Consider the following 22846-nt stretch of genomic DNA (forward strand, 5'->3'; position numbering starts at 1 on the left):
TAAGATACTTTTCATCAAGTGATTATGTCACGCATTAAACCATGTGCCTCCCTGCGAGGCAAGGACTACTCTGCCATGCCTGTTGAACGCCCCGTATCTTCCCCGCTACCCTCGTCCGCGCTGCTGGTGGCCGCCATCATCCTGCTGGGCCTGAATTTGCGCCCCATCCTGGCCGCCATCGGCCCCTTGCTCGACAGCATCCAGGCCAGCACGGGCCTCAGCAATGCCGACGCGGGCTTGCTGACCACCGTGCCCGTGTTCGCCATGGGCGTGTGCGCGCTGGCGGGCGCCCAGCTGCAGCGCCGCTTGGGCGTGGCGCGCGGCATTTCGCTGGGCATCGCCATCATCGCTGCCGCCTGCGCCTTGCGCTGGCCCTTGCATGGCAGCGGCGGCCTGATCGCCACGGCGGCCCTGGGCGGCCTGGGCATCGCGCTGGTACAAGCCTTGTTGCCGGCCTTCATCAAGCGCCATTTCCCCGAGCGGGCGGGCCAGTTGATGGGTTTTTATACGACGGGCATCATGGGCGGCGCGGCCATCGCGGCCGCCTCCGCCTCACCGCTGGCGCAAAGCTGGGGCTGGCAAGCGCTGCTGGCCCTGTGGGCGCTGCCCGCCGTGGCCGCCGCGCTGCTGTGGCGCCGCGCCGCCGCCTCGCGCGTGGAGGTGACCGGTGGCGCGGGCGCCAGCCTGCCCGTGGGCAGCCGCCGCGCCTGGCTGCTGATGGTGTTCTTTGGCATCGGCACGGGGGCGTACACGCTGGTGCTGGCCTGGCTGCCGCCGTTTTATACGGAACTGGGCTGGAGCGCGGCCGACAGCGGCTTGCTGCTCGGTGGCCTGACCCTGGTGGAAGTGCTGGCGGGACTGGTGATTTCCAGCATCATCCACCGCTTCCCCGACCGCCGCATCCTGTTATTGTCGGTCTTGCTGGCCGTGCTGGCCGGCCTGGCTTGCCTGATCGTGGCGCCCGCGCAGCTGGCCATTCCCGCCGTGATCCTGCTCGGCTGCGGCATCGGCTCCTTGTTTCCCCTGTCGCTGATCGTCAGCATGGACCACGTGCGTGACCCGGCCGGCGCCGGCGCGTTGCTGGGCTTCGTCCAGGGCGGCGGCTACATCATCGCCAGCAGCATGCCGTTTATCGCCGGCCTGATCCGCCAGCATTCGTCCAGCCTGGCCCAGGCGTGGATGGTGATGGCCGGCGGCGTGGTGCTGTTGCTGCTGATCGCCGTGCGCTTCGCGCCGGGGGCGCGGCTGGCCGGTGCGCGCTAGCGTGCGCCGGACGCGTATCCTGAACTGCTATATTGCGCCGACCCGTCAATTCAGGAGCCCGCCACGCATGGATATCGTCGACCACTATTTAACCGGCTTGCGCCAGGCCATGCCGCCGGAACCGCTGGCGGAGCTGGCGCTGGCCAGCGGCGCCAGCGCGGCGCAACTGGCCAGCTTGCGCCAGGCCTATCCGCTGTGCCCGGACAGCCTGCTGCGCCTACTGGGCCAGTACAACGGCACCTATTACCAGGAGTATCCCGGCGGCATGGTGCTGGTGTACATGCTGGGCTCGGACGTGTTCGAGTATCCGTATTACCTGAGTTCCGTCGAACAGATCCTGGAAGACCGGCAAGCGAACCAGCGCAGCATCGCCGATATCTACGGCCATTACCTGGAAGACGACCCCGGCATCGTCGACACCCGCATCGACGCGGGCATCCAACAGGGCCAGCGCCTGTGTTTTTCGCATTGCATGAACAATGGCGGCTCCTCGCGTCTGTATGTCGATTTCACGCCCGCGGCGTCGGGCAAGGTGGGGCAGGTCGTGCGCTTCCTGCACGATCCTGATAGCTACCTGGTCATCGCCGACAGCTTCGACGCGTATCTGCAGATGCTGATCGATGACGGCTACGGCTTCCTGATCGATGACAATTTCGAATAACCGGGCCACGCCGCCGTCCCTGCTGCCTGCCAACCGCCGCATCGTGCTGTCCGGCGAGGATGCGCTGCGCATCCTGCGCGAGATCGAATTTTTGTTGATATCGCTCCATAACATCGGCCGCCATTATTATCCCGACGGCGACGATGACGGCGCCGATGCCCTGCGCCGCGCCCGGTATTGCGCGGAGACGACGCGCTTCATCGACGAGGAGCAAGCGACGACGCGCCTGGCCCTGATGCGGCGCATCCTGTCCGCCCCATTTGACACCAGCCTGGGTGACGACGACATGGACGATCTCGAGCGCGCCGTCGCCGCGCTGCCGCTGTGGCGTGCTCCCGGTGACTGATCATAAAAACTAATTGAAATCTAAAATTTGATAGTTTTTCCTGTTCAGGACGTTTGTGCCGCCGGACGGCCTTACAATGCTAGGTTATGCGTTTTCGTGATATCAGACTGTGGCTAGCGGAAAATACCTAGCTAATTGAAAGAATCGGTCTGATAAAATCCGGAACACCCGATCGACCAAACAGGAAGGCAGCACAGCATGGATTCGTCATCTGATAAAAAAGAAGAATTGCGTCAACAATTGCGCTTGGCCGCACTCGAGTATCACGAGTGCCCGCGCCCCGGCAAAATCAGCGTGACGCCGACCAAACAACTGACCAACCAGCGCGACCTGGCACTGGCCTACTCGCCAGGCGTGGCGGCACCGTGCGAAGAAATCGTCATCGATCCGGCGAATGCCTATAAATACACGGCGCGCGGCAACCTGGTGGCCGTCATCACCAACGGCACGGCCGTGCTGGGACTGGGCAATATCGGCCCGCTGGCCGCCAAGCCGGTGATGGAAGGCAAGGGCGTGCTGTTCAAGAAATTCGCCGGCATCGACGTCTTCGACATCGAAATCAACGAATCGGATCCCGATAAACTGGTCGACATCATCGCGTCGCTGGAACCGACCTTCGGCGGCGTGAACCTGGAAGACATCAAGGCGCCCGAGTGCTTCTACATCGAGCGCCAGCTGCGCGACCGCATGAAGATTCCCGTCTTCCATGATGACCAGCACGGCACCGCCATCATCGTCGGCGCGGCCATCCTGAACGGCCTGAAAGCCGTCGGCAAGAAGATCGAGGACTGCAAGCTGGTGGTCTCGGGCGCGGGCGCCGCGGCGCTGGCCTGCCTGGACCTGATCGTCGACCTGGGCTTCCCGTTGAAAAACATCTACGTCACCGATCTGGCCGGCGTCGTCTACAAGGGCCGCGCGGAACTGATGGATCCGGACAAGGAACGCTTCGCGCAAGACACGCCGCTGCGCACCCTGGGCGAAGTCATCCCGGACGCCGACATCTTCCTCGGCGTTTCCGCCGCCGGCGTGCTGAAACAGGACATGGTGCGCAAGATGGCGCCGAACCCGCTGATCCTTGCGCTGGCCAACCCGAATCCGGAAATCCTGCCGGAAGAAGTCAAGGCCGTGCGCAGCGACGCCATCATCGCCACGGGCCGTTCGGACTATCCGAACCAGGTCAACAACGTGCTGTGCTTCCCCTACATCTTCCGCGGCGCCCTCGATTGCGGCGCCACCACCATCACGCGCGAGATGGAAATCGCCGTCGTGCACGCGATCGCCGACCTGGCGCACGCCGAGCAGTCGGACATCGTCGCCACCACCTACGGCATCAGCAACCTGTCGTTCGGCCCTGAATACCTGATCCCGATGCCCTTCGATCCGCGTTTGCTGATCAAGATCGCGCCGGCCGTGGCCAAGGCGGCCGAGGATTCCGGCGTCGCCACGCGTCCGATCAAGGACTTGCAGGCGTACGCGGACAGCCTGCAGCAATTCGTCTACCGCAGCGGCACCTTCATGAAGCCGCTGTTCCTGATGGCCAAATCCACGCCGGCCGAACTCAAGCGCATCGTCTACGCCGAAGGCGAAGAAGAGCGCGTGCTGCGCGCCGTGCAAGTGGTGGTCGATGAAAAACTGGCGCGTCCCATCCTGGTGGGCCGTCCGCCCGTGCTCGAAGCGCGCATCCAGAAGTTCGGCCTGCGTCTCAAGCAAGGCGTCGATTTCGACGTCATCAACCCGGACTTCGACGAGCGCTATCGCGATTACTGGAACACGTACTACGCCATGACCAGCCGCAAGGGCGTTACCGAGGAATACGCGAAGCTGGAAATGCGCCGCCGCCACACCCTGATCGGCTCGATGATGATCCACAAGGGCGATGCCGACGGCATGATCTGCGGCACCTTCGGCACCACCCAGCTGCACCTGAAATACATCGACCAGGTGCTGGGCAAGCGCGCCGGCAGCAATGTGTATGCGGCCATGAACGTCTTGATCATGCCGGAGCGCCAGCTGGTGATGGTCGACACGCACGTCAATGAAAACCCGGACGCCGAGCAGCTGGCCGAGATCACCATCATGGCCGCCGAAGAGATGACCCGTTTCGGCCTGTCGCCGCGCGCGGCCCTGCTGTCGCACTCGAACTTCGGTTCCAGCGACAGCGCCTCGGCGCAAAAGATGCGCGCCGCGCTGGCCATCGTCAAGGAACGTGCGCCGGACCTGGAAATCGACGGCGAAATGCACGGCGATACGGCCCTCGACAGCAAGCTGCGTCAAAAGATCATGCCGAATTCGGCACTGAAGAACGACGCCAACCTGCTCGTCATGCCGAACATCGAATCGGCCAACATCGCCTACAACCTGGTGAAGACGGCGGCCGGCAACGGCATCGCCGTGGGTCCGATCCTGCTCGGCTGCGCCAAGCCCGTGCACATTCTGACGCCATCGGCCACCGTGCGCCGCATCGTCAACATGACGGCCTTGTGCGTGGTCGACGCAGTGGCCCAGCGTAAGGTCTAAGCGTTAGCTGCACATGAAAAGCCGCCCCATCCGCAAGGAGGGGCGGCTTTTTTACGTCGGTGGGACGGGCAGGGCCGTGGCGGCCGGCTGGCGGCGCAGGTAATAGTGGCGGTACAGCATGATCTCGCCCCATACCAGCAGCAGCGCGACCAGCGCGAACAGGCCCAGCGTGATCTTGAGCGAATTGAAATACGCGCCGGCCTGGCGCTTGATGGCGTCGACGAAAATCATCGGCACTGACTTGTCGAGTTTGCTGAAGTCGGCCTGGCGCGCCACGTCGGTGGTCAGGCGCACGGCCAGGTCGGTGCCCAGCGCGGCCAGCTCGCCCGTCGCCTGGCCACGGAAGTTGGCGCCCTTGAGCGCTTCGCCGAGCAGGCCGACCCTGGCGATCAGCTGTTCCTGCAGCACTTGCGTCAGCAGCACGCTGCCGCGGCGCAGGATGAATTCATTGATCCAGTGCGCCTTGCTGCGTTCCCAGTAGCTGCTGGACGTGGGCTGGTAATACATGCCTTGCACGAAGGGTTCGAGCAGGCTGCGCACGCTGATGGGCTGGCCCGGGGCGATCAGCTTGACCTGCTGCTCCAGGTAGACGCGCAGCGCCGGCATCTGCGCTTCGACCACCGGCTGCAGGTCGCGCTCGAGGGCCTGGTTGACCATGCGGTGTGCGCTGTGCACGGCGCCAAACCCGCCGCCGAGGAGCGGCAGCGCGAGCAGGATCAACACATAGCTGAGCTTGGCGGCCACATGCCAGGCGCGCGGACGGCGCACGAGCAGGCATTTTCTGGCCAGCTGGTAGCAGATGCCGAGCGCCAGCACAAAGCCGAGCATGCCATACAGCAGCATCGATGGCAGGGCGGTCCACAGCAGTTCACTGCCGAACGGCGCCAGGCTGCTGCCCCAATTGATCATTTGTTGCTTCATCTACATTGCCTTGATATGGAAAATCAGGCAAGTATAGCCATTGTGCAACAGAACGTGGCGCGCGGGATCTCAGTGCGCCATCAGCACGGGCAAGGTCATCTGGCGCAGCACCGTTTCCGTCACGCCGCCCAGCAGGATTTCGCGGAAGCGGGCGTGGCCGTAGCCGCCCATGACCAGCAGGTCCGCATGCACTTCGGCCGTCATGGCCAGCAGCGCCGCGCCGACGTCGCCCGTCGTGACGGCGGGGCGCACCTCGACGGGCACGCCATGGCGGCTCAGGTAGGCGGCGATGTCGGCGCCCGGATGGCGGGCCGGCTGTGCGTGGCCGGCCGGCGGGTGCAGCAAGGCGAGCACCACCAGGCGCGCCGCGCGCAGCAGGGGCAGGGCGTGGCCGACGGCGCGCGTCGCTTCCATGCTGCCATCCCAGGCCACCACCACGGTGTTGTCCACTTGCGCGAATTGACCGCTGCGCGGCACGATCAGCACGGGACGGGCCGCGTTCAGCATGACGTAGGGCACCAGGTCGCTCATGGCGCCGGGCAGCGCTTCGCTGGCGTCGTGCTGGCTGAGCACCGTCAAGTCGCTGTAGCGGGCGCTGACGGCCAGGCCGCCATCCTCGTCGTCTTCGATCAGGCGCCGCTCGAGCGAAACGGCGCCCGCCTGGCGCGCCAGCGTTTCAAACTGGTCCAGCGCCTGCTCCGCCTGCCCGTGCAGGGCGGTAATTTGCGCCGCCACGGCGCCGCCGCGCATGCCGCGGTTGTTTTCCAGGGTAAAGCGCGATACGCCCGTCATGGCGGCGCCGATCAGGTGCGCCTGGTGCGTGTGCGCCAGCCGCGCCGCGATGGCGATGCGCTGCGGCGCATGGCGCGACAGGTCGGCGTGGACGAGGATGGATTTGTAGGCCATGGTGTCATTCGCTAGTCAGGGTGGCAACAAGGCTAGAACGGCAACACGGGCAAGTCCAGCATTGCCGTGCCGGCGGGCGGTTTTCTTATGCGGGGCTTGACGTGGGTCAAAAAAATATGGGCGATGGCCATCTGCAAGTCCATCGGCAGGAAATTGCGAGGTGTTTGATGTGCATCAAAATGCCTGGCGTCCTGCCGGCGATAATGGCATTGAACTCCTTGTCCTTCCAGTGGTCTGCATCGGCGCCGGCGCCATCTGTCCGGCACTTCCTTGTGTGACGCAACAACGCTGGCCGTGGCGGGAGTTCACTTCTCGGGCTTCCAGGCCTTCTCGTATTCTTTTCGGCCAGCACGCGCAGTGTGGCGCCTTGCCTGGAGTCATGCTACATTCGCGTCCTGTTTTTCTGAAAGGATGACGATGCCTTTAGGTAATAACGGTAACAACTTCTTGCGGCACAATCAACAAGCCTGGGATGCCCAGGCTGCACGGAACAGCCCGTGGTCGCAACCCGTCGACAGCGCCACCATCGCCGCGGCCCGTGCCGGGCAGTGGCAAATCCATCTGACGCCCGGTCCCTTGCCGGCCGGCTGGCTGGGCGAGGTGCGCGGCAAGCGCATCCTGTGCCTGGCCGGTGCCGGCGGGCAGCAGGCGCCCGTGCTGGCTGCCGCCGGCGCGCACGTCACCGTCTTCGATCTGTCTGAACAGCAACTGGCGCAAGACCGCATGGTGGCCGAACGCGACGGCTTGCAACTGGCCACCGTCCAGGGCGACATGCGCGACCTGGCCTGCTTTGCCGACGCCAGCTTCGATGTCATCATCCACCCCGTGTCGAACCAGTACGTGCCCGATATCGCCCCCGTGTGGCGCGAGTGCGCGCGCGTGCTGGCCGATGGCGGCGTGCTGCTGAGCAGTTTCTTCAACCCGGCCGTGTTCATCGGTGACCGCGATCCGCAATGGGCACAGCAGGGCTTGATACGGCCCCGTTTCGTGCTGCCGTATTCGGATGTGGAGGATATGGATGCCGATGCGCTGGCGGCGCGCATGGAAAAGGGCGAGGCGCTGGTCTTCGGCCACAGCCTGGACAGCCAGATCGGCGGCCAGCTGGCGGCGGGCTTCGTGCTGGCCGGTTACCACGAGGAAATGCATCCCCACCCGCGCTTTGAAATTGAAAAATTCCTGCCCAGCTTTATTGCCACGCGGGCCGTCAGGCTGGCGCGCGCGGTATAGCGATCATTAGTTGTACGGCTGCAAGTCCAGCCAGACGGCGTACGACAGGCGCTTGCCGTTCCACAGGCCGCCGCCGCGGATGACGGCGTCGCACGAGGTCAGCTGGCCCACCAGATCCATGCGGCCCAGGTTGCGGCGCAGGCGCAGGGCGTCGTTGTGCGACAGGTAGCCCACCAGCAGGCCGTCGATGAAGACGGCGATGGCCTTGTCCTGGAACGGATTGGCATCGTCGCAGACGAGCAGGGCCAGGCATTTTTCTTCCGCGTTGCCGGGGCCGTGTGCGCCGGCCAGCCTGGCGATGGCGGGTTGGTACATCGCTTCGTTTTCCACTTCCGACGCAAAGCGCCCCTCGTCGCTCCAGTGGTGCGCCGGTGCGCCCGCAGGGATCGCCGGCACGTACTGGCGCACGGACACGAGTGGCTTGTGCAGCGGTTTGACGGGCGTGCGGCCGCTGAAGACGTAGTATAGCAGGGCGATGACGATCGCGATGGCAAGCAGGTAAAGCATGGTATCTCTCTGATTTCTAAGGGGGAAGCCGGGATCGCGGGCATGCCGCGCGGCGTTGCCGCTACTATAGCAAGTTCGCCGCCCGGTCCCGGGTAAATCTGGCCATCAGATGACGCCGCCGGCGCAGCGCCAGCGGATCGTTCAGCACGATGGGCGAGGCGCCCGTCAAGCCCGAATAATACTGGCCGTGCCGGCGCAGGACGAAGGCATAGTCGTGCAGCGCGTGGCCGCGTGCCAGCATGCGCACATCGCAATCGACCTCGATGGCAAAGCGCAGCCGGTGCAGCTGCCACCACAGGGGCACATTCCACGGCATGATCACGATCAAGCCGTAGGCCAGGGCCAGCAACTGCGGATCGCGCGCGGCCAGCCGGCATTGTGCATGCGCCAGCAGCAGCGCTTGTTGTTGGGGGGGAATCAGTTGCAGCCAGACGGGCATCACGATGCGCGGCCGCAGCAGTCCCGCCACGCAGGGGCCGATGCCGCCGCTCAAGTGCACTGGCGTGCCCAGCAGCGATGTGTTCTGCCAGCGGCGCTGGTGCGACAGCAGCCAGATGCTGCGCAGCGCCAGCAGCAAGAGCATGCCGCTCGATAAGACAAACCAGCCCAGTTTCAGCTGCGCCTGCTCCGACGGCATGGCCGCCAGCACGCCGGGCAGCCACGCCAGGGGCAAGATGACGGACGCGGCGATGGCCGCCAGCCACAGCCAGCGTGTCGTGCGCCCGCGCCGTTGCCGCGCGCGCTCGGCGCGCCAGGCGGCACCGCTCAAGAGCAGCGCCAGCGCCATGCAGCACAGCAGCCAGACCGGCATCGGGCGCCTAGCGCTTCAGCGCCATGCCGACGGAGGCGGGCGCCGTATGCTTGAAACCGAACTGCGCATACAGGTCTTGCGCCTGGCCATCGGCGATCAGGCTGACGTACGCGCTTTCCGGCACGTCGCTGTCGATGAACTGGCGGATTTCGCGCATGATCAGCTTGCCCAAGCCCTTGCCCTGGTGGGCCGGCAGCACGGCGATATCGACGACCTGGTAAAAACAGCCGCCATCGCCGATGACCCTGCCCATGCCGACGACCTCGTCGCCATGCAGCACTTGCACGGCAAACAGGGAATTCGGCAAGCCCTTGGCCGCCGCCTCCGCGGTTTTCGCGCTCAGCCCGGCGGCGACGCGTAGCTGCTGATAGGTGGCGATGGAGGGAATGGCCAGGCGGGTGGTATAAGGTGATGCGGCGGTCAAGACGGTCTCCTGTGAATTGGTTGGAGCGGCAATTATAGGCGGCCATGCGTTTCTGGGGCGGCACGCTTTATTCGCCGCGCCCTATGTCGTGCGCGGCGCTTTTGCGCTATGGTGGCGTCATTCATTTATTTGTTGAAAGCATGCCATGTCCGCAGGATTTACCGCCACCGAGTTGTCCGTCATCCATGAAGACGACGCCCTGATCACCACCCTGGCCGCGCCAGCGGGCAAAGGCGAGCCCGTCTACCTGATGCTGCAGCGCGCCGATGAATACGACGAGCAGGACGTTGCTACGGGCATGGACGAACCGTATATTGAATATGGCGGCCAGGAATTTGCGTGGTATGGCCACATGCACGCCGTGATCCTGCATCCGAACCGCCTGTCCGTGCAGATGGATGCCGAGGCCGCCATGCAGATGGATGACGACGGCCAGATCGACGTGCGTTTCAACTTGACGCCCGAGCGCTACGCCCAGCTGCAGCAGGCGCTGCGCACCACGTTCGAGGGCTGCGATTACTATCGCGAAGAACGTTGATCTGCGCGGACGGCGCCGGCCATGGCGTCGCGTATGCTCGATAGCGGGCATTGACTGGGGGAGAAGACGATGACGGTGCTGATACTCGGTTTGCTGCTGTTCCTGGGCTTGCACTCGGTACGCATCGTCGCCGACGGCTGGCGCAGCGCCCAGCTGGCGCGCCTCGGCGAAAAGCGCTGGAAGGGGCTGTACTCGCTCGTGGCGTTTGCCGGCCTGGGCCTGATCATCTGGGGTTACGCCCTGGCGCGCCAGCAGCCGCAGGTGCTGTGGACGCCGCCCATGGGCTTGCGCCACGCCAGCGGCCTGCTGATGCTGTTCTCGCTGATTTTGCTGGCGGCGGCCAATGTGCCGCGCAACCGCATCAAGACCCTGGTGCACCACCCCATGCTGCTCGGCACGCAACTCTGGGCCGTCGCGCATCTGCTGGCCAACGGCAACGTGGCCGACGTGCTGCTGTTCGGCGGCTTCCTCGTCTGGTCGTCGGTGGATCTGGTTTCCGCCGTGCAGCGCGACCGCGCGGCCGGCGTGGCATACCAGGGCGGCACCGTCCAAGGCACCCTGATCGCCATAGCCGCGGGCTGTGCACTGTGGCTGCTGCTGGCGTTCTGGCTGCACGGCGTGCTGTTTGGCGTGCGGCCGTTTGGATAAGGGGATCGAGCAAGCGAGGGAGATCGGCTTGCGTGTGCCGTGGCCTGCGACGAGCTGAACGACAAACCGGGCGCGGCCAAGACGTTTACATAAAAACAAACATAAAAAAACCCGCAGCATCTGGCGATGGGCGGGTTTGATCAGGTACAACTAAGGTGTTCTGTGGTGCCGGGAGCCGGAATCGAACCGGCACGCTGTTTCCAGCGCGGGATTTTGAGTCCCGTGCGTCTACCTATTCCGCCATCCCGGCAACGCGAGACGCATTATCACTGATTTGTCACAATCTGGCAAGTTTTATGCTTGGCGTGCGTTTTGCCCAAGCCTGCAGAATCTGTGACGATGCCGATTCCAGCGCAAGAAGCGGAGTGCCGCGCCGGGCTTGCCGGCCTATCTTTTCCCTTTTAACCACATGAGGGGGAAGCAAATGTTACAACTGGAAAATAAGGTCGCCATCATCACGGGCGCCAGCTCGGGCATTGGCCATGCGGCGGCGCGGCTGTTTGCCCGCCATGGCGCGCGGCTGGTGCTGGTGGCGCGGCGGCGGAAGGAACTCGATGCGCTGGTGGCGCAGCTGGCGGACGGCGGCGCGCAAGCCGTGGCCTGTGCCGGCGATGTGGCCGACGCGGCATGCGCGCAAGCGGCCGTGGCGCTGGCGCTGCAACGCTTTGGCGGCCTCGATATCGCCTTCAATAATGCGGGCACCCTGGGACCCATGGGACCCACGCAGGAAGTTGCCCTGGAAGACTGGCGGGCGGCGGTCGACACCAATCTCACCAGCGCCTTCCTGGCGGCCAAATATCAGCTGCCCGCCATGGCGGCGCGCGGCGGCGGCTCGCTGATTTTTACCTCGACCTTTGTCGGTCATACGCTGGGCATGTCCGGCATGGCCGCGTATGCGGCCAGCAAGGCGGGCGTGATCGGTTTGACCAAGGCCCTGGCGGCCGAGTATGGCACGGCGGGTATCCGCGTGAATGCCCTGCTGCCGGGCGGCACCGATACGCCGATGGGGCGCGCAGTGGCGAATACACCCGAAGCGCTGGCCTTCGTGGCGGGCTTGCATGCGTTAAAACGTCTGGCTACGCCGGACGAGATCGCCCGCTCGGCGCTGTACCTGGCGTCCGATGCCTCGAGCTTCACCACCGGCACGGCGCTGCTGGCCGATGGCGGCGTGTCCATCGTGCGCGCATAAAGCACGCGCAGAAACGCCGACGGCCCGGGGATGAGCCGGGCCGTCGGTTGTGTGCGCTACATCAAGCTCAGTTGTGAACCGAGTTCAGCTGACGCGCGATGATGTCGTGGTTGAGCCAGATGACGGGCGCTGGCGGCTCCGACATGGTGTGGAACATCAGCGGGCCCGTGCCTTCCAGCACCAGCGAGCTCAGGTGATCGGTGATCAGTTCCTTGCGGTCCTTGTGCAGCTTGGTGATGTCGTCCGAGGTGCCGATCATGACGTCGGCCAGCTCTGGCGTGTTGTCCATCGGCCAGGCGGCGAAGTTGCGGAACTGCACGCTGGTGGCGTCGCCGTTGTAGGCGGCGATACGGTCGAGCAAGTCTTGCAGCGACACGCCGTCTTCCAGCAAGCCCTGGCAGATTTTCCATTGCTCTTCGGCCCAGGCTGCGCCGCCTTCTTTTTTCAGCGCGTCGAGCAGGGGGAACAGCGACAGTTCCACGCCGACGAAAATGTCGGAGGAATTCGTGCGGATTTCCGGGCAATTGAAGACGGTCGCCTTGATGCCTTTTTCCCACGCGGCCTTGGCCACGTTTTCCAGGCGCATCTTGGCCAGGCCTTGCGTGTAGTTGCTGTAGGTTTGCCACTGGTATTTGCCGTCGATCAAGATCTCGGTGCCGTGGTAGCCGTAGGCGCTGTAGCGCACCTGGCCGCCCGTTTGCTCGATGCGGGCGCGGATGGCGGCGCTGCCGTCGATCAGGTGCTGCAGGGTGTTGGCCGTGACTTCGTCGAAGTTCATCAGGATCAATTTACCCAGGTCGCTGTCGAGCAGGGTGCGCGAAGACATGAAGCGCTCGCCGCGGCCTTTGTAGATGCGGTTGGCGATCGCCAGGAAGACCTTGACCTTTGGAATGCCGCCGGCCATGGTGTGGGCGAAATACACATTGCTGCCGTCAGGAATCAGGCTATCCAGCTCGGCCATGGCTTTGGCCACGGACGCGCTGAAGCGGGCGATGCCGGCTTCGCGGCAGCGTTCGATCTGCGCCCAGTCCAGCTTGTCTTCTTGCCAGCTTTTCAGGGTCATGTCGGCCAGCAGGGCCGTCGGCGTCGGTTCGCCGGCGGGCGCGTCGAGGTCGAAACCGGCCATCAGCGGCACATTGATGATGCGGCCGCCCAGGTTGGCTTCGGCTTCGGCCAGCTCTTCCGCGTTCAGCGGGCGCAGCGCCATGTTTTCATCGCGGCGGCCGACCGTCATGCCGACGATATTCATGCCCGCCTTGCGCGCTTCGTCCAGCAAGCCATTCACATAGCCGCGGCCGAACAGCTCGCCGAACAGCACAAAGGTGTCGCCCTTGCGGAAGATATTTTTTTGCGGGATGTCTCTCAGGGACGTGATCTCGGTCATGGTGTCAATTCATTCAAAAATTAGCAGGGCAGATGGCTGTTGCTGCTGCCCGCTGGTTCAACATAGTGTGAAATTATGCGCCATTTCAGCGGGGAAAATCTTCTTGCGAATGATTCTCGTCTGGAATGACATCTTCTTCTTCATGCAGCTCTTATTCTTTCGCCAAGGCGTATTTTACGCTGCCCCGGCGCACAGCGCCCGCGGACTGGCCCGGCAGGCGCCGATATTACCTCAGCTTGGCCGTGCAGGTCAGTAAAATTGATCTAAAACAAATCCTGTTGTCCCGAGACCAGGCGCGAAAAATCGTCGCCCAGGAAGGGCAAGATGGCGTCCGCCACCGGCTGCAGCTGGCGCGTCAGGTAATGCTGGTAGTCGATGGGCGAGCGCTGCGTTTCCAGCGGTTCCGGCCCAGCCACCGTGATGACATAGCTGATCCAGCCGCCGTTCTGGTATTGCAATGGCCGTCCCTGCGCCAGGTTGTAGGCGTCGGCCATGCGCGCCGCGCGCACGTGGGGCGGCACGTTGCGCTGGTAATCGTCGAGCGGGCGGCGCAAGCGCTTGCGGTAGACCAATAAGGCGTCGAACTCGCCGCGCACCGTGCGCGCCACGTAGTCGCGCACATAGTCCTGGTAGGCGGCGCGCTGGAAGATGCGCAGGTACAAGGCTTGCTGGAATTGCTGCGCCAGCGGCGTCCAGTCACTGCGCACCGTTTCCAGGCCCTTGTAGACCATCTGTTCGCTGCCGTCGGGCTTGCCCACGAGGCCCGCGTAGCGTTTCTTGCTGCCTTCTTCCGAGCCGCGGATGGTGGGCATCAGGAAGCGCCGGTAATGCGTCTCGAATTCCAGTTCCAGCGCATTTTCGAGGCCGAATTCCTCGCGCAGGTGCCGCTCCCACCAGGCGTTCACGTGCGCCACCAGGGCGCGGCCGATCTTGCCCGCCTCTTCATCCGTATGCGCTGTTTTGAGCCACACAAACGTGGAATCCGTGTCGCCATAGATCACCTGATAACCTTGCTCGGTGATCAGCTCGCGCGTGCGGTGCATGATCTCGTGGCCGCGCAGGGTGATCGACGAGGCCAGGCGCGGATCGAAAAAGCGGCAGCCGCTCGAGCCCAGCACGCCGTAAAACGCGTTCATGATGATCTTTAACGCTTGCGACAGCGGCGCGTTGCGCTCGCGCTTGGCCGCCTCGCGCCCTTGCCACACCTGTTTCACGATGGCAGGCAGGCAATGTTTTACGCGTGAAAACTGCGCACCCCGGTAGCCGGGCACGGTATCGGCCTCATCGCCGCTGGTGCCCACCACCAGGCCCACGGGGTCGATCAGGAAAGTGCGGATGATGGACGGGTACAGGCTTTTATAGTCGAGCACCAGCACGGAATCGTACAGGCCCGACTGGGAATCCATGACGAAGCCGCCGGGGCTGTTTTCGCCCGAGATATCGCCCAGGTTGGGCGCCACGTAACCCTGCCGGTGCATCAGCGGCAAATACAAATGTTCGAAAGCGGCCACGGAGCCGCCGCTGCGGTCGGCCGCCAGGCCCGTCACGCTGGCCCGTTCCAGCAGGAAGGTCAGCAACTCGGTCTTGGCGAAGATGCGCGTGACCAGCTCGCAATCCTTGAGGTTATAACGGGCCAGCGCGGGCTTGTCTTCGCGGAAACGCCGGTCGATCTCGGCCATGCGCTGATAGGGATTGTCGATGGACTTGCCTTCACCCAGCAAGCTCTGCGCCACGTTTTCCAGGCTGAACGAGGAAAAATTCCACGTCGCCGAGCGCAGGGCTTCGATGCCGTCGATGATCAGGCGTCCCGCAGCGGCGGCAAAGTAATGCTCTTGCTTGCCGCCATGCTCGCGCCATTCCATCACGGCGCCGCCGCGCCCCAGTTTCAACGGTACCTGGTAGCGCTCAGCGTGTTCGCGCAGCACGCGCAAGTCGAACTGCACCAGGTTCCAGCCGATGATGGCGTCCGGATCGTGCCGCTCCATCCACGTGTTCAGGCGCTCGAGGATCTGTGCGCGGCTGTCGCAGTATTCGAGGTCGAAGTCGAGTAGCTCATCGCCGCCGTTTTGCGGCCCCAGCATGTAGACCTGGCGCTGGCCGCAGCCTTCCAGGGCCAGCGAATACAGTTCGCCATGGGCCGTCGTCTCGATGTCGAGCGAGGCCAGTTTCAAGCTTGGCCGGTAGCCGGGCGCCGGTTTCAGCTGCACGTCCTGCCCTGTTTCCGCGCTGAACGTTACCGGCGCCGTAATGAAACGCTCCATCAGGTAGCGCTCGGGCGGGCGGATGTCCGCTTCGTACACGTCAATGCCGTGCGCGCGCAGCTGCTTTTCCAGCTTCAGCAAATGCCGGTATTGCTTGCAGTACAGGCCCAGCACGGGACGGTGGTGAAAATCGCACAGCGAAAGGGGACGCAGTTCGGCATGGCGCTCGCCGCGCAGCAGCTGTTGCGCTTGCTCCTGCTGCTCCATGGGGATAAAGGCGACGGCCGTCTGCACGGGCAGGCGCACGTGGCGGGGTCCGGCGTCCGTTGCCAGCCAGAAATCGACCTCCGTGCCGGCGGGCGTGTCGCGCCAGTGGCGGGTCAGAATGAAGCCCTGTTCGGGCGTGTGCTGGGTGTTGCCTGTCATGGTGCCGTGAGTGTCTGGTGTGCTGGCCTGCACATTACAGCAAGCCGGTGCAGGGCGGGGGCGCTTGCGGCTATAATTTTCTGCATCGAAGACGATAACAAGAGCGCGTCGCGCCACCCACCCCGGAGACAGCATGCAAGCAATGAGTTATGTACACGGCGCCCACGAGACGCCGTTGATCGGCGAAACGATAGGCGCCTACCTGGACGGCATCGCCGAGCGCTACGGCCAGCACGATGCCCTGATCGTGGCGCACCAGAACGTGCGCTGGACGTATCTGGAATTCCAGCAGCGCGTGCACAAGCTGGCTGCCGGCCTGTTGAAACTGGGCTTGCAGCCGGGCGACCGGGTCGGCATCTGGTCGCAGAATTGCGCCGAATGGGTGCTGACGCAGTTTGCCACGGCGAAAGCTGGCTTGATCATGGTCAACATCAACCCCGCCTACCGCCGCTCTGAACTCGAATACGTGCTCGACAAGGTGCAATGCAGCGCGCTGATCCTGTCGCCCAGCTTCAAGTCCAGCGATTATCTGGCCATCGTGCAGGACGTGGTGCCGGAAATCGCCCGTTCGCGCGCCGGCGCCCTGCAGTCGCCGCGCCTGCCGCAATTGCGCCACGTCATTCGCCTGGGCGTGGCCGCCACGCCGGGCATGCACAACTTCGACGCGGTGATGGACGGCATCACGGACGCCGACCTGGCGCAGCTGGCCGAAGTGAGCGCGACCTTGCAGTTTGACGACGCCGTCAACATTCAGTTCACGTCCGGCACCACGGGCGCGCCGAAGGGCGCCACCCTGACGCACCACAATATCCTGAACAACGGTTTCTTCATCGGCGAAGCCATGCGCCTGACGCAGCAGGACCGCTTGTGCATTCCCGTGCCCCTGTACCACTGCTTCGGCATGGTGCTGGGCAACCTGGCCTGCGTCACGCATGGCGCGGCCATGGTGTTTCCCGGTGAAGGCTTCGACCCGAAAGCCGTGCTGGAAACGGTGCAGGCCGAGCGCTGCACGGGACTGCACGGCGTGCCGACCATGTTCATCGCCATCCTCGATCATCCTGATTTCAAACAATACGACCTGTCGAATTTGCGCACCGGCATCATGGCCGGTTCGCCTTGTCCGATGGAAGTCATGACGCGTGTTATCGAATTGATGCACATGGCGGAAATCACGATTGCGTATGGCATGACGGAAACGTCACCCGTCAGCTTCCAGACGTCGATCGAAGACCCGCGCGAGATGCGCGTCTCGTCCATCGGCAGGGTCCACCCGCACCTGGAAGTGAAAATCATCGATGCGGAAGGCCGCATCGTGCCGCGCGGCGAAAAGGGCGAATTGCTCACGCGCGGCTATTCCGTGATGCAGGGCTACTGGGGCGACCCGGAAAAAACAGCGGAGGCCATCGACGCGGCGCGCTGGATGCACACGGGCGACCTGGCCGTCATCGACGACTACGGCTTTTGCAGCATCGTTGGCCGCTCGAAGGACATGGTGATACGCGGCGGCGAAAACATCTACCCGCGCGAAGTCGAGGAATTCCTGTACCGCCACCCGAGCGTGCTCGACGTGCAATGCGTGGGCGTGCCGGACGCCAAGTATGGTGAAGAACTGTGCGCTTGCATCATCCTGCGCCCGGGCACGCAGGCCACCAGCGAGGATATCCGCGCCTTTTGCGACGGGCAGATCGCCTATTACAAGATTCCCCGCTATGTGCGCTTCGTCGAGGAATTCCCCATGACGGTGACGGGCAAGATCCAGAAATATGTATTGCGCAAGCAGGTGGCGACGGATCTGGGGCTGAGCGCGGAATAAGTTTTTCGCCCGCCCATAAAAAAACACCGGGATGCTCGCGCGGCCCGGTGTTTTTTTTTGATGCGGCGTAAAGCTCAGGCCATCGCGGCTTGCGGTGCGCGCGCTGGCGTGCGGCGGCGCATGAAGGCCAGCAAGCCCAGGCCGGCCAGCAGCATGGCGTAGGTGCCTGGCTCAGGTACGGCCGACACGTTGACCGTGTTGAAGCCGGAACCGTTCATCGCGACGTGGCCACGATTGATCGAGCTGACCGAATTGGCGATCAGGGTGCCGTTCATGTCGCCCGAACCGGAGAACGCGCTGTGCGGCGCCAGGATGCTGCCGTTGATGCCGACGTTCTGCAGGTTGGTGGTGGTGGCGTTGGCGAAGTTGAACAGCGTGCGGTTGGCGAAACTGGCGAAATTGTCGAAGCCGCCGCTCATGGTGATGTCGGTGGCCGTGCCGTTGATGATGATGCTGGCCGTACTTTTCAGCGAGGACAGGTCCAGCGTCAGGTTATGCAGGTTCGACGCATCGATGTTGAAAATATTCACGTCGGCGTTGACATTGCCGACCAGGGTCATGTTGCCGTACTGCGAGATCACGGTGCCGTTCGATTGCAGCTTGGCCACGTCGCCCGACAGGGTCGTCAGTTGCTGCTTGGCGCCCGCGAAGTCCAGGGTGGAGGCATTGCCTTTGCTGATGTTATCTTTTGGAAACCACTGTGGCGCCGTCAGGGTGGCGTTGGGGTTGCTGACGCCGTACACGGCCGAACCGCTGAGCGTGCCCCAGCCCGTGTTCAGGTTGCCGCCAGCAACGACCGAATTGACGGCGCTGCCTGGCTTTTTATTCGTGCCGACATTGTAGTTGTCCAGGTAGATATTGCCGCCAGCGGCAATGCTGCCGCCGACGCTGGTAAAACCGCTGGCGCCGCTGCTGCCGATGTTGCCAAAGATAAAGGCCGAGTAGCCATTGGCGACGCCGAGGTCGACCACGGTGGCTTGGGCCGAAGCGCTGAAGGCGAAGGCGAACAGGGCGGCGCTGATGAGCGGCAAGGTACGGGTAGCAAATAATTTCATGGACAATCTCATAGTCAATTAGGGGACGATTCGGGCGGGAAAGCAACACACCGCCATCGCGCAGCCGGCTATTATAATATAAAAAACAATGTTAGTTCAATTTAGGTAATTAACTATATTTTAAGGCAACACTTTTCCTAGGGTCAGCAATTGTCTTGCGGACATAAAAAAACCGGGGCTGGCCCGGTTTTTTGCTGTTTATCTGACGCGCTGGTACAGGCGGAAGCGTTCCACGTCATCCGTGGGGCGGCGTCCTTCCCACAGCTTGATCCAATCCGCACCGTGGTGTTCCGGCAGCTTTTCCTTGTTATCCGGAACTTTAATGCTGTCTTGCAACAAGAACACGTCGCAATGCTGTTGGCCCACATTGGCAAACGGCAGGTGGCCGTAGTAGGCGAACGAGGCGCGCTGGGCGGCGCCGACATTGCTGTTGATGCAAGTAGTGCCCGGCGGCAGGTGGACGGAAATCTGGTGCGCGACGCTGGCGTAGCTCTTGCTGTAGTTCAGCGGCGGCAGGAACAGGGTCATGATCAGCACCCAGATCAGGATCAGGCCGCCGGACGACAGCACCACGGCGCGCCACAGCACGGCTGGCTGGCGCGAGATGCGCCAGTGCACCAGCGCCACCCAGCCCGCGCTGGCGCAGGCGGCGACGAAGAAGGCCAGCAAGTCCAGTTCGGGCTTGAAACCTGGCATGAGTTTCAGGGCGTTATGCGACAGTTTTGGAGGCCAGCCCGTCAGGATGGCGAACCAGAACAGCCACAGCGCGAGGGCGCAGATGGTCAGCACCATCACGGAGAACCAGTCGATGGCGTTGATGGCGCCCCGTTTCATGGTCAGCAAGCCGAACGCGGCCATCACGGCCAGCGGCGGCAGCAGCGGCAGCAGCTGGCTCGGGTCGGGATCGGGATGGCACAGGCCCAGGATGGCCAGCATGGCGACAAAGGTCAGCGGCACGACGATGTGCAGCACGTGGTGCTGGCGGCGCCAGGCATACACGGCCCAGGCGGCGAACGGCCAGGCGGGCCAGAAGAACCAGATGCCGACACGCCAGAAGTATTGCAGGCTCTTCAGGCTGGGGGCGCTGAACTGGCGGCAATTCCATTCCATCCACGCTTGCAGCGGCGAATGGCCGTATGGCTGCAGCAGTTCGCCCGGCAGCAGCCAGGCCAGGGTCAGCGCGATGCCGATCAGGATGGCCAGCGCCAGGTGGCGCACGCTGCGCAGCAGCGGCAGGCGCAGGAAGACGGTGCACAGCAGCAAGGCGATGCTCAGCGCCGCCGGCGTGATCCAGCCGCGCGCGAGGGTCAGGCCGCCCAGCGCCAGGCCCAGCAGGGCCGCATTGCGCACGGACGGGCCTTCCACGTAGCGCACGGCGCGGTACAGCAAATAGGCCATCAGGGACACGTACAGCGCTTCGGCCGTGATGTCGTGGCTGTGCTGCAAGAGGCCCAGGCAGCCCAGGTAGATGAGCACGGCGGCATCGGCCAGGGTGCGGCCGAAGTCGTCCGGCTCGGGCTGGCCGCCGAAAGCCAGGCGCAGCGGCTGGGCGTCGTTGCGCCGGCCCAGGTTGAAGGCGGTGTACCAGACGGACAGGGTGCTGACGACGAAGATGCCGATGGTCGACATGCGCGCGCCAAAGACGTCGCCGTCGATCCAGCCGAACAGCTTGATGAAGATGGCGCCCAGCCAGAAGGCCAGCGGGCCTTCATCGAGCAGCGACAGGCCGGCGATGTTGGGCCACAGCCAGTCGTTCAGGCCGCCATGCGCCATGGTCCACATGATGCCGAAACTGGCGGCATCATCGTTCTTCCACGGTTCGCGGCCGATCAGGCCAGGCAGGATGTACAGCAGGCCGAGCGCAAACAAGGCCCATCGTGGCAGCGCGAGTGTGGCAGCGGCGGGAAGGCGGACTGGCTTCATCGATAATCGGTATCAGAATAGTGGCAAGACGCGACGAATGGCGTCGGGTATGCGCGAGTATAAAGTAAAGCGGCCAAAGACAAAAAAGGCAGCCGTGGCTGCCTTTTCTCTGGCAGCCGGAGCTGCCCTGTTTTGCCGCAAAGCGGCAAAAATCAGCCTGCTGCGACTGCGGTTTTCGAACCAACCGAACCGAACTTCTGACGGAACTTCTCGACGCGACCGGCGGTATCGACGATTTTGTGCTTGCCCGTGAAGAATGGGTGCGATTCAGCCGAAACCTCGATCTTCACCAGTGGGTATTCTTTACCGTCGTGGGTGATTTTTTCGCGGGTTTGGATGGTCGAGCGGGTAACGAATTTGAAATCGCACGACAGATCGTGGAAAACAACTTCGCGGTATTCTGGATGGGTATCGACTTTCATGGTCTTCTCTCTAGTTTGGTAGCCAAACAGCACTTCGTCGGTCGTCCTGCTTCTTGACCCGATTGCCGATCACTTGCCAGGTTTAAAATAATGCAACCGTCGATTATATAGCGCTTTCGGGGCGCAGGCAATAAAAAAGCCGCTCAATGAGCGGCTTTGCATGATCGCGTGTGCTTACGCCGGGCGCAACGTAGGTCGGATTAGCGCGCTAGCGCGTAATCCGACAACACCACCGTCTTCGCCAACAATGTTGTCGGATTACAGCCCTGCGGGCCTAATCCGACCTACGATACACGGCAGGGGAATTTAGCCGCCCCGGCGCATCATGTCGAAGAATTCGGCGTTGTTTTTGGTCGCCTTCATCTTGTCGAGAATGAACTCCATCGCCTCGATCTCGTCCATCGAGTACAGCAACTTGCGCAGGATCCAGATTTTTTGCAGCTCGTTCGGCTTGATCAGCAGTTCTTCGCGGCGGGTACCCGATTTGTTCAGGTTGATTGCCGGGTAGACGCGTTTTTCGGCCAAACGGCGTTCCAGATGCACTTCCATGTTGCCGGTACCCTTGAATTCCTCAAAGATCACGTCATCCATGCGCGAACCCGTTTCGATCAGCGCCGTGGCGATGATGGTCAGCGAGCCGCCTTCTTCGATATTGCGCGCGGCGCCGAAGAAGCGTTTTGGACGTTGCAGCGCGTTCGCGTCGACACCGCCGGTCAGGACCTTGCCCGAGGCAGGGATGACGGTGTTGTAGGCACGCGCCAGACGGGTGATCGAGTCGAGCAGGATGACCACGTCTTTTTTCATTTCGACCAGGCGCTTGGCTTTTTCCAGCACCATCTCGGCCACTTGCACGTGGCGCGTGGCCGGCTCGTCGAAGGTCGAGGCGACGACTTCGCCGCGTACCGAGCGTTGCATTTCGGTCACTTCTTCCGGACGTTCGTCGATCAGCAGCACGATCAGCGTGATGTCCGGGTGGTTGGCCGTGATCGCATGGGCGATGTGCTGCAGGATCACGGATTTGCCGGATTTCGGCGACGCCACCAGCAAGCCGCGCTGGCCTTTGCCGATCGGGGCGATCAGGTCGATGATGCGGCCGGTGATGTTTTCCTGGCCATTCATTTCACGTTCCAGGCGCAGCGGCTCGTTCGGGTGCAGCGGCGTCAGGTTTTCAAACAGGATGCGGTGTTTCGACATCTCCGGCGATTCGCCGTTGACCTTGTCGACTTTGACCAGTGCGAAATAGCGTTCGCCATCTTTCGGGGTCCGTACCTCGCCTTCGATCGAATCGCCGGTGTGCAGATTGAAGCGGCGGATTTGCGAAGGGGAGATGTAAATATCGTCGGTGGACGCCATGTAGCTGGCGTCAGGCGAGCGCAGGAAGCCGAAGCCGTCAGGCAGCACTTCCAGGGCGCCGTCGCCAAAAATCTGTTCGCCGGACTTGGCGCGTTTTTTCAGGATAGCGAACATCAGCTCCTGTTTGCGCAAGCGGGCTGCGTTGTCAATGTCAAGACCGATCGCCATCTCAAGCAGGGCGGATACGTGTAGGGCCTTTAGTTCGGATAAATGCATATGTGTTGAGTGTCCCGAGACGGGATGTAAAGGTAGGGGAGGGGACTGCGTGGCGTTGATTAATTATTGGGGAAGGCTGTGCACGAATGAGGCAA

General features: G+C 63.1%; 20 protein-coding genes and 1 tRNA gene. 9 read left to right on the forward strand and 12 right to left on the reverse strand.

Features of this window, described 5'->3' with window-relative positions:
• The first annotated feature begins 75 nt into the window (after window positions 1-75).
• The 4 genes from IGS60_RS01210 (at window position 76) to IGS60_RS01225 (ending at window position 4787) form a co-directional block, all read left to right on the forward strand.
• Window positions 76-1263, forward strand: coding sequence for an MFS transporter (locus IGS60_RS01210; protein WP_230501894.1), 1188 nt, complete (start codon window positions 76-78; stop codon window positions 1261-1263).
• Between the two features lie 67 nt (window positions 1264-1330).
• Window positions 1331-1924 (forward strand): SMI1/KNR4 family protein, encoded by a 594-nt coding sequence (locus tag IGS60_RS01215; RefSeq protein WP_230501896.1) that lies wholly within the window; start codon window positions 1331-1333, stop codon window positions 1922-1924.
• On the forward strand, window positions 1908-2270 hold the full coding sequence (locus tag IGS60_RS01220) for a hypothetical protein (protein WP_230501899.1): 363 nt from the start codon (window positions 1908-1910) through the stop codon (window positions 2268-2270). Before IGS60_RS01215 ends, IGS60_RS01220 begins: the two co-directional genes overlap by 17 nt.
• Window positions 2271-2468: 198 nt before the next feature.
• On the forward strand, window positions 2469-4787 hold the full coding sequence (locus IGS60_RS01225; RefSeq protein WP_070220307.1) for an NADP-dependent malic enzyme: 2319 nt from the start codon (window positions 2469-2471) through the stop codon (window positions 4785-4787).
• Between the two features lie 51 nt (window positions 4788-4838).
• Here the strand turns inward: IGS60_RS01225 and IGS60_RS01230 are convergent, their stop codons facing one another.
• Window positions 4839-5708 (reverse strand): hypothetical protein, encoded by an 870-nt coding sequence (locus tag IGS60_RS01230; RefSeq protein ID WP_230501901.1) that lies wholly within the window; start codon window positions 5706-5708, stop codon window positions 4839-4841.
• 69 nt (window positions 5709-5777) lie between these two features.
• Window positions 5778-6614 (reverse strand): universal stress protein, encoded by an 837-nt coding sequence (locus IGS60_RS01235; RefSeq protein WP_230501903.1) that lies wholly within the window; start codon window positions 6612-6614, stop codon window positions 5778-5780.
• Between the two features lie 411 nt (window positions 6615-7025).
• On the opposite strand from IGS60_RS01235, the gene IGS60_RS01240 reads away from it, so the two are divergent.
• Window positions 7026-7841: a class I SAM-dependent methyltransferase gene (locus IGS60_RS01240; protein WP_230501905.1), complete on the forward strand. Its 816-nt coding sequence runs from the start codon at window positions 7026-7028 to the stop codon at window positions 7839-7841.
• A gap of 6 nt (window positions 7842-7847) precedes the next feature.
• Here IGS60_RS01240 and IGS60_RS01245 read toward each other — a convergent pair whose 3' ends face one another.
• From IGS60_RS01245 to IGS60_RS01255, 3 genes are all read right to left on the reverse strand, one after another.
• The gene (locus tag IGS60_RS01245) at window positions 7848-8348 is read right to left on the reverse strand and encodes a hypothetical protein (protein ID WP_230501907.1); all 501 of its coding nucleotides are present in this window, start codon (window positions 8346-8348) and stop codon (window positions 7848-7850) included.
• A 64-nt stretch (window positions 8349-8412) separates the two neighbouring features.
• Window positions 8413-9159 carry a M56 family metallopeptidase gene (locus IGS60_RS01250; RefSeq protein ID WP_230501909.1) on the reverse strand — a complete coding sequence of 249 codons (747 nt, stop codon included), beginning with the start codon at window positions 9157-9159 and terminating at the stop codon, window positions 8413-8415.
• A 7-nt stretch (window positions 9160-9166) separates the two neighbouring features.
• Window positions 9167-9583, reverse strand: a complete 417-nt coding sequence (locus IGS60_RS01255; protein ID WP_070220730.1) for a GNAT family N-acetyltransferase — start codon at window positions 9581-9583, stop codon at window positions 9167-9169.
• Between the two features lie 145 nt (window positions 9584-9728).
• On the opposite strand from IGS60_RS01255, the gene IGS60_RS01260 reads away from it, so the two are divergent.
• Both IGS60_RS01260 and IGS60_RS01265 read left to right on the forward strand, forming a co-directional pair.
• Window positions 9729-10121: an Imm10 family immunity protein gene (locus IGS60_RS01260; protein WP_070290944.1), complete on the forward strand. Its 393-nt coding sequence runs from the start codon at window positions 9729-9731 to the stop codon at window positions 10119-10121.
• A 69-nt stretch (window positions 10122-10190) separates the two neighbouring features.
• Window positions 10191-10769, forward strand: a complete 579-nt coding sequence (locus tag IGS60_RS01265) for an NnrU family protein (RefSeq protein ID WP_230501911.1) — start codon at window positions 10191-10193, stop codon at window positions 10767-10769.
• 163 nt (window positions 10770-10932) lie between these two features.
• Here the strand turns inward: IGS60_RS01265 and IGS60_RS01270 are convergent.
• Window positions 10933-11019 (reverse strand) — tRNA-Leu (locus IGS60_RS01270).
• A 174-nt stretch (window positions 11020-11193) separates the two neighbouring features.
• Here IGS60_RS01270 and IGS60_RS01275 point away from each other — a divergent pair.
• Entirely contained in the window at window positions 11194-11958 is a 765-nt protein-coding gene (locus IGS60_RS01275; RefSeq protein ID WP_230501913.1) for an SDR family oxidoreductase, read from the forward strand.
• Between the two features lie 67 nt (window positions 11959-12025).
• On the opposite strand, the gene IGS60_RS01280 is transcribed toward IGS60_RS01275, so the two are convergent.
• Together IGS60_RS01280 and IGS60_RS01285 are read right to left on the reverse strand one after the other, a co-directional pair.
• Entirely contained in the window at window positions 12026-13342 is a 1317-nt protein-coding gene (locus tag IGS60_RS01280) for a hypothetical protein (protein WP_230501915.1), read from the reverse strand.
• A 263-nt stretch (window positions 13343-13605) separates the two neighbouring features.
• On the reverse strand, window positions 13606-15969 hold the full coding sequence (locus IGS60_RS01285; protein WP_230501917.1) for a DNA polymerase II: 2364 nt from the start codon (window positions 15967-15969) through the stop codon (window positions 13606-13608).
• Window positions 15970-16102: 133 nt separating this feature from the next.
• Here IGS60_RS01285 and IGS60_RS01290 point away from each other — a divergent pair, with 133 nt between their 5' ends.
• Window positions 16103-17782: an AMP-binding protein gene (locus IGS60_RS01290; RefSeq protein ID WP_230501919.1), complete on the forward strand. Its 1680-nt coding sequence runs from the start codon at window positions 16103-16105 to the stop codon at window positions 17780-17782.
• A 74-nt stretch (window positions 17783-17856) separates the two neighbouring features.
• On the opposite strand, the gene IGS60_RS01295 is transcribed toward IGS60_RS01290, so the two are convergent.
• The 4 genes from IGS60_RS01295 to rho form a co-directional block, all read right to left on the reverse strand.
• Window positions 17857-18837, reverse strand: a complete 981-nt coding sequence (locus tag IGS60_RS01295) for a choice-of-anchor A family protein (RefSeq protein ID WP_070224198.1) — start codon at window positions 18835-18837, stop codon at window positions 17857-17859.
• 198 nt (window positions 18838-19035) lie between these two features.
• On the reverse strand, window positions 19036-20760 hold the full coding sequence (locus IGS60_RS01300; RefSeq protein ID WP_230501921.1) for a glycosyltransferase family 39 protein: 1725 nt from the start codon (window positions 20758-20760) through the stop codon (window positions 19036-19038).
• A 152-nt stretch (window positions 20761-20912) separates the two neighbouring features.
• Window positions 20913-21182, reverse strand: coding sequence for a type B 50S ribosomal protein L31 (locus tag IGS60_RS01305; protein WP_034746247.1), 270 nt, complete (start codon window positions 21180-21182; stop codon window positions 20913-20915).
• A gap of 306 nt (window positions 21183-21488) precedes the next feature.
• Window positions 21489-22751 (reverse strand): transcription termination factor Rho, encoded by a 1263-nt coding sequence (gene rho, locus IGS60_RS01310; RefSeq protein ID WP_034746249.1) that lies wholly within the window; start codon window positions 22749-22751, stop codon window positions 21489-21491.
• Between the last annotated feature and the right edge of the window lie 95 nt (window positions 22752-22846).

This window comes from Janthinobacterium sp. FW305-128, from assembly GCF_020858135.1.
Taxonomy (GTDB): domain Bacteria; phylum Pseudomonadota; class Gammaproteobacteria; order Burkholderiales; family Burkholderiaceae_D; genus Janthinobacterium.

Coding starts and splice junctions, on each gene's coding strand:
- IGS60_RS01220 (WP_230501899.1), top strand. CDS start 1,908: ATGACAATTTCGAATAACCGGGCCACGCCGCCGTCCCTGCTGCCTGCC.
- rho (WP_034746249.1), bottom strand. CDS start 22,751: ATGCATTTATCCGAACTAAAGGCCCTACACGTATCCGCCCTGCTTGAG.
- IGS60_RS01300 (WP_230501921.1), bottom strand. CDS start 20,760: ATGAAGCCAGTCCGCCTTCCCGCCGCTGCCACACTCGCGCTGCCACGA.
- IGS60_RS01225 (WP_070220307.1), top strand. CDS start 2,469: ATGGATTCGTCATCTGATAAAAAAGAAGAATTGCGTCAACAATTGCGC.
- IGS60_RS01235 (WP_230501903.1), bottom strand. CDS start 6,614: ATGGCCTACAAATCCATCCTCGTCCACGCCGACCTGTCGCGCCATGCG.
- IGS60_RS01215 (WP_230501896.1), top strand. CDS start 1,331: ATGGATATCGTCGACCACTATTTAACCGGCTTGCGCCAGGCCATGCCG.
- IGS60_RS01245 (WP_230501907.1), bottom strand. CDS start 8,348: ATGCTTTACCTGCTTGCCATCGCGATCGTCATCGCCCTGCTATACTAC.
- IGS60_RS01295 (WP_070224198.1), bottom strand. CDS start 18,837: ATGAAATTATTTGCTACCCGTACCTTGCCGCTCATCAGCGCCGCCCTG.
- IGS60_RS01250 (WP_230501909.1), bottom strand. CDS start 9,159: ATGCCGGTCTGGCTGCTGTGCTGCATGGCGCTGGCGCTGCTCTTGAGC.
- IGS60_RS01210 (WP_230501894.1), top strand. CDS start 76: ATGCCTGTTGAACGCCCCGTATCTTCCCCGCTACCCTCGTCCGCGCTG.
- IGS60_RS01260 (WP_070290944.1), top strand. CDS start 9,729: ATGTCCGCAGGATTTACCGCCACCGAGTTGTCCGTCATCCATGAAGAC.
- IGS60_RS01275 (WP_230501913.1), top strand. CDS start 11,194: ATGTTACAACTGGAAAATAAGGTCGCCATCATCACGGGCGCCAGCTCG.
- IGS60_RS01265 (WP_230501911.1), top strand. CDS start 10,191: ATGACGGTGCTGATACTCGGTTTGCTGCTGTTCCTGGGCTTGCACTCG.
- IGS60_RS01240 (WP_230501905.1), top strand. CDS start 7,026: ATGACGATGCCTTTAGGTAATAACGGTAACAACTTCTTGCGGCACAAT.
- IGS60_RS01290 (WP_230501919.1), top strand. CDS start 16,103: ATGCAAGCAATGAGTTATGTACACGGCGCCCACGAGACGCCGTTGATC.
- IGS60_RS01230 (WP_230501901.1), bottom strand. CDS start 5,708: ATGAAGCAACAAATGATCAATTGGGGCAGCAGCCTGGCGCCGTTCGGC.
- IGS60_RS01305 (WP_034746247.1), bottom strand. CDS start 21,182: ATGAAAGTCGATACCCATCCAGAATACCGCGAAGTTGTTTTCCACGAT.
- IGS60_RS01280 (WP_230501915.1), bottom strand. CDS start 13,342: ATGACCGAGATCACGTCCCTGAGAGACATCCCGCAAAAAAATATCTTC.
- IGS60_RS01285 (WP_230501917.1), bottom strand. CDS start 15,969: ATGACAGGCAACACCCAGCACACGCCCGAACAGGGCTTCATTCTGACC.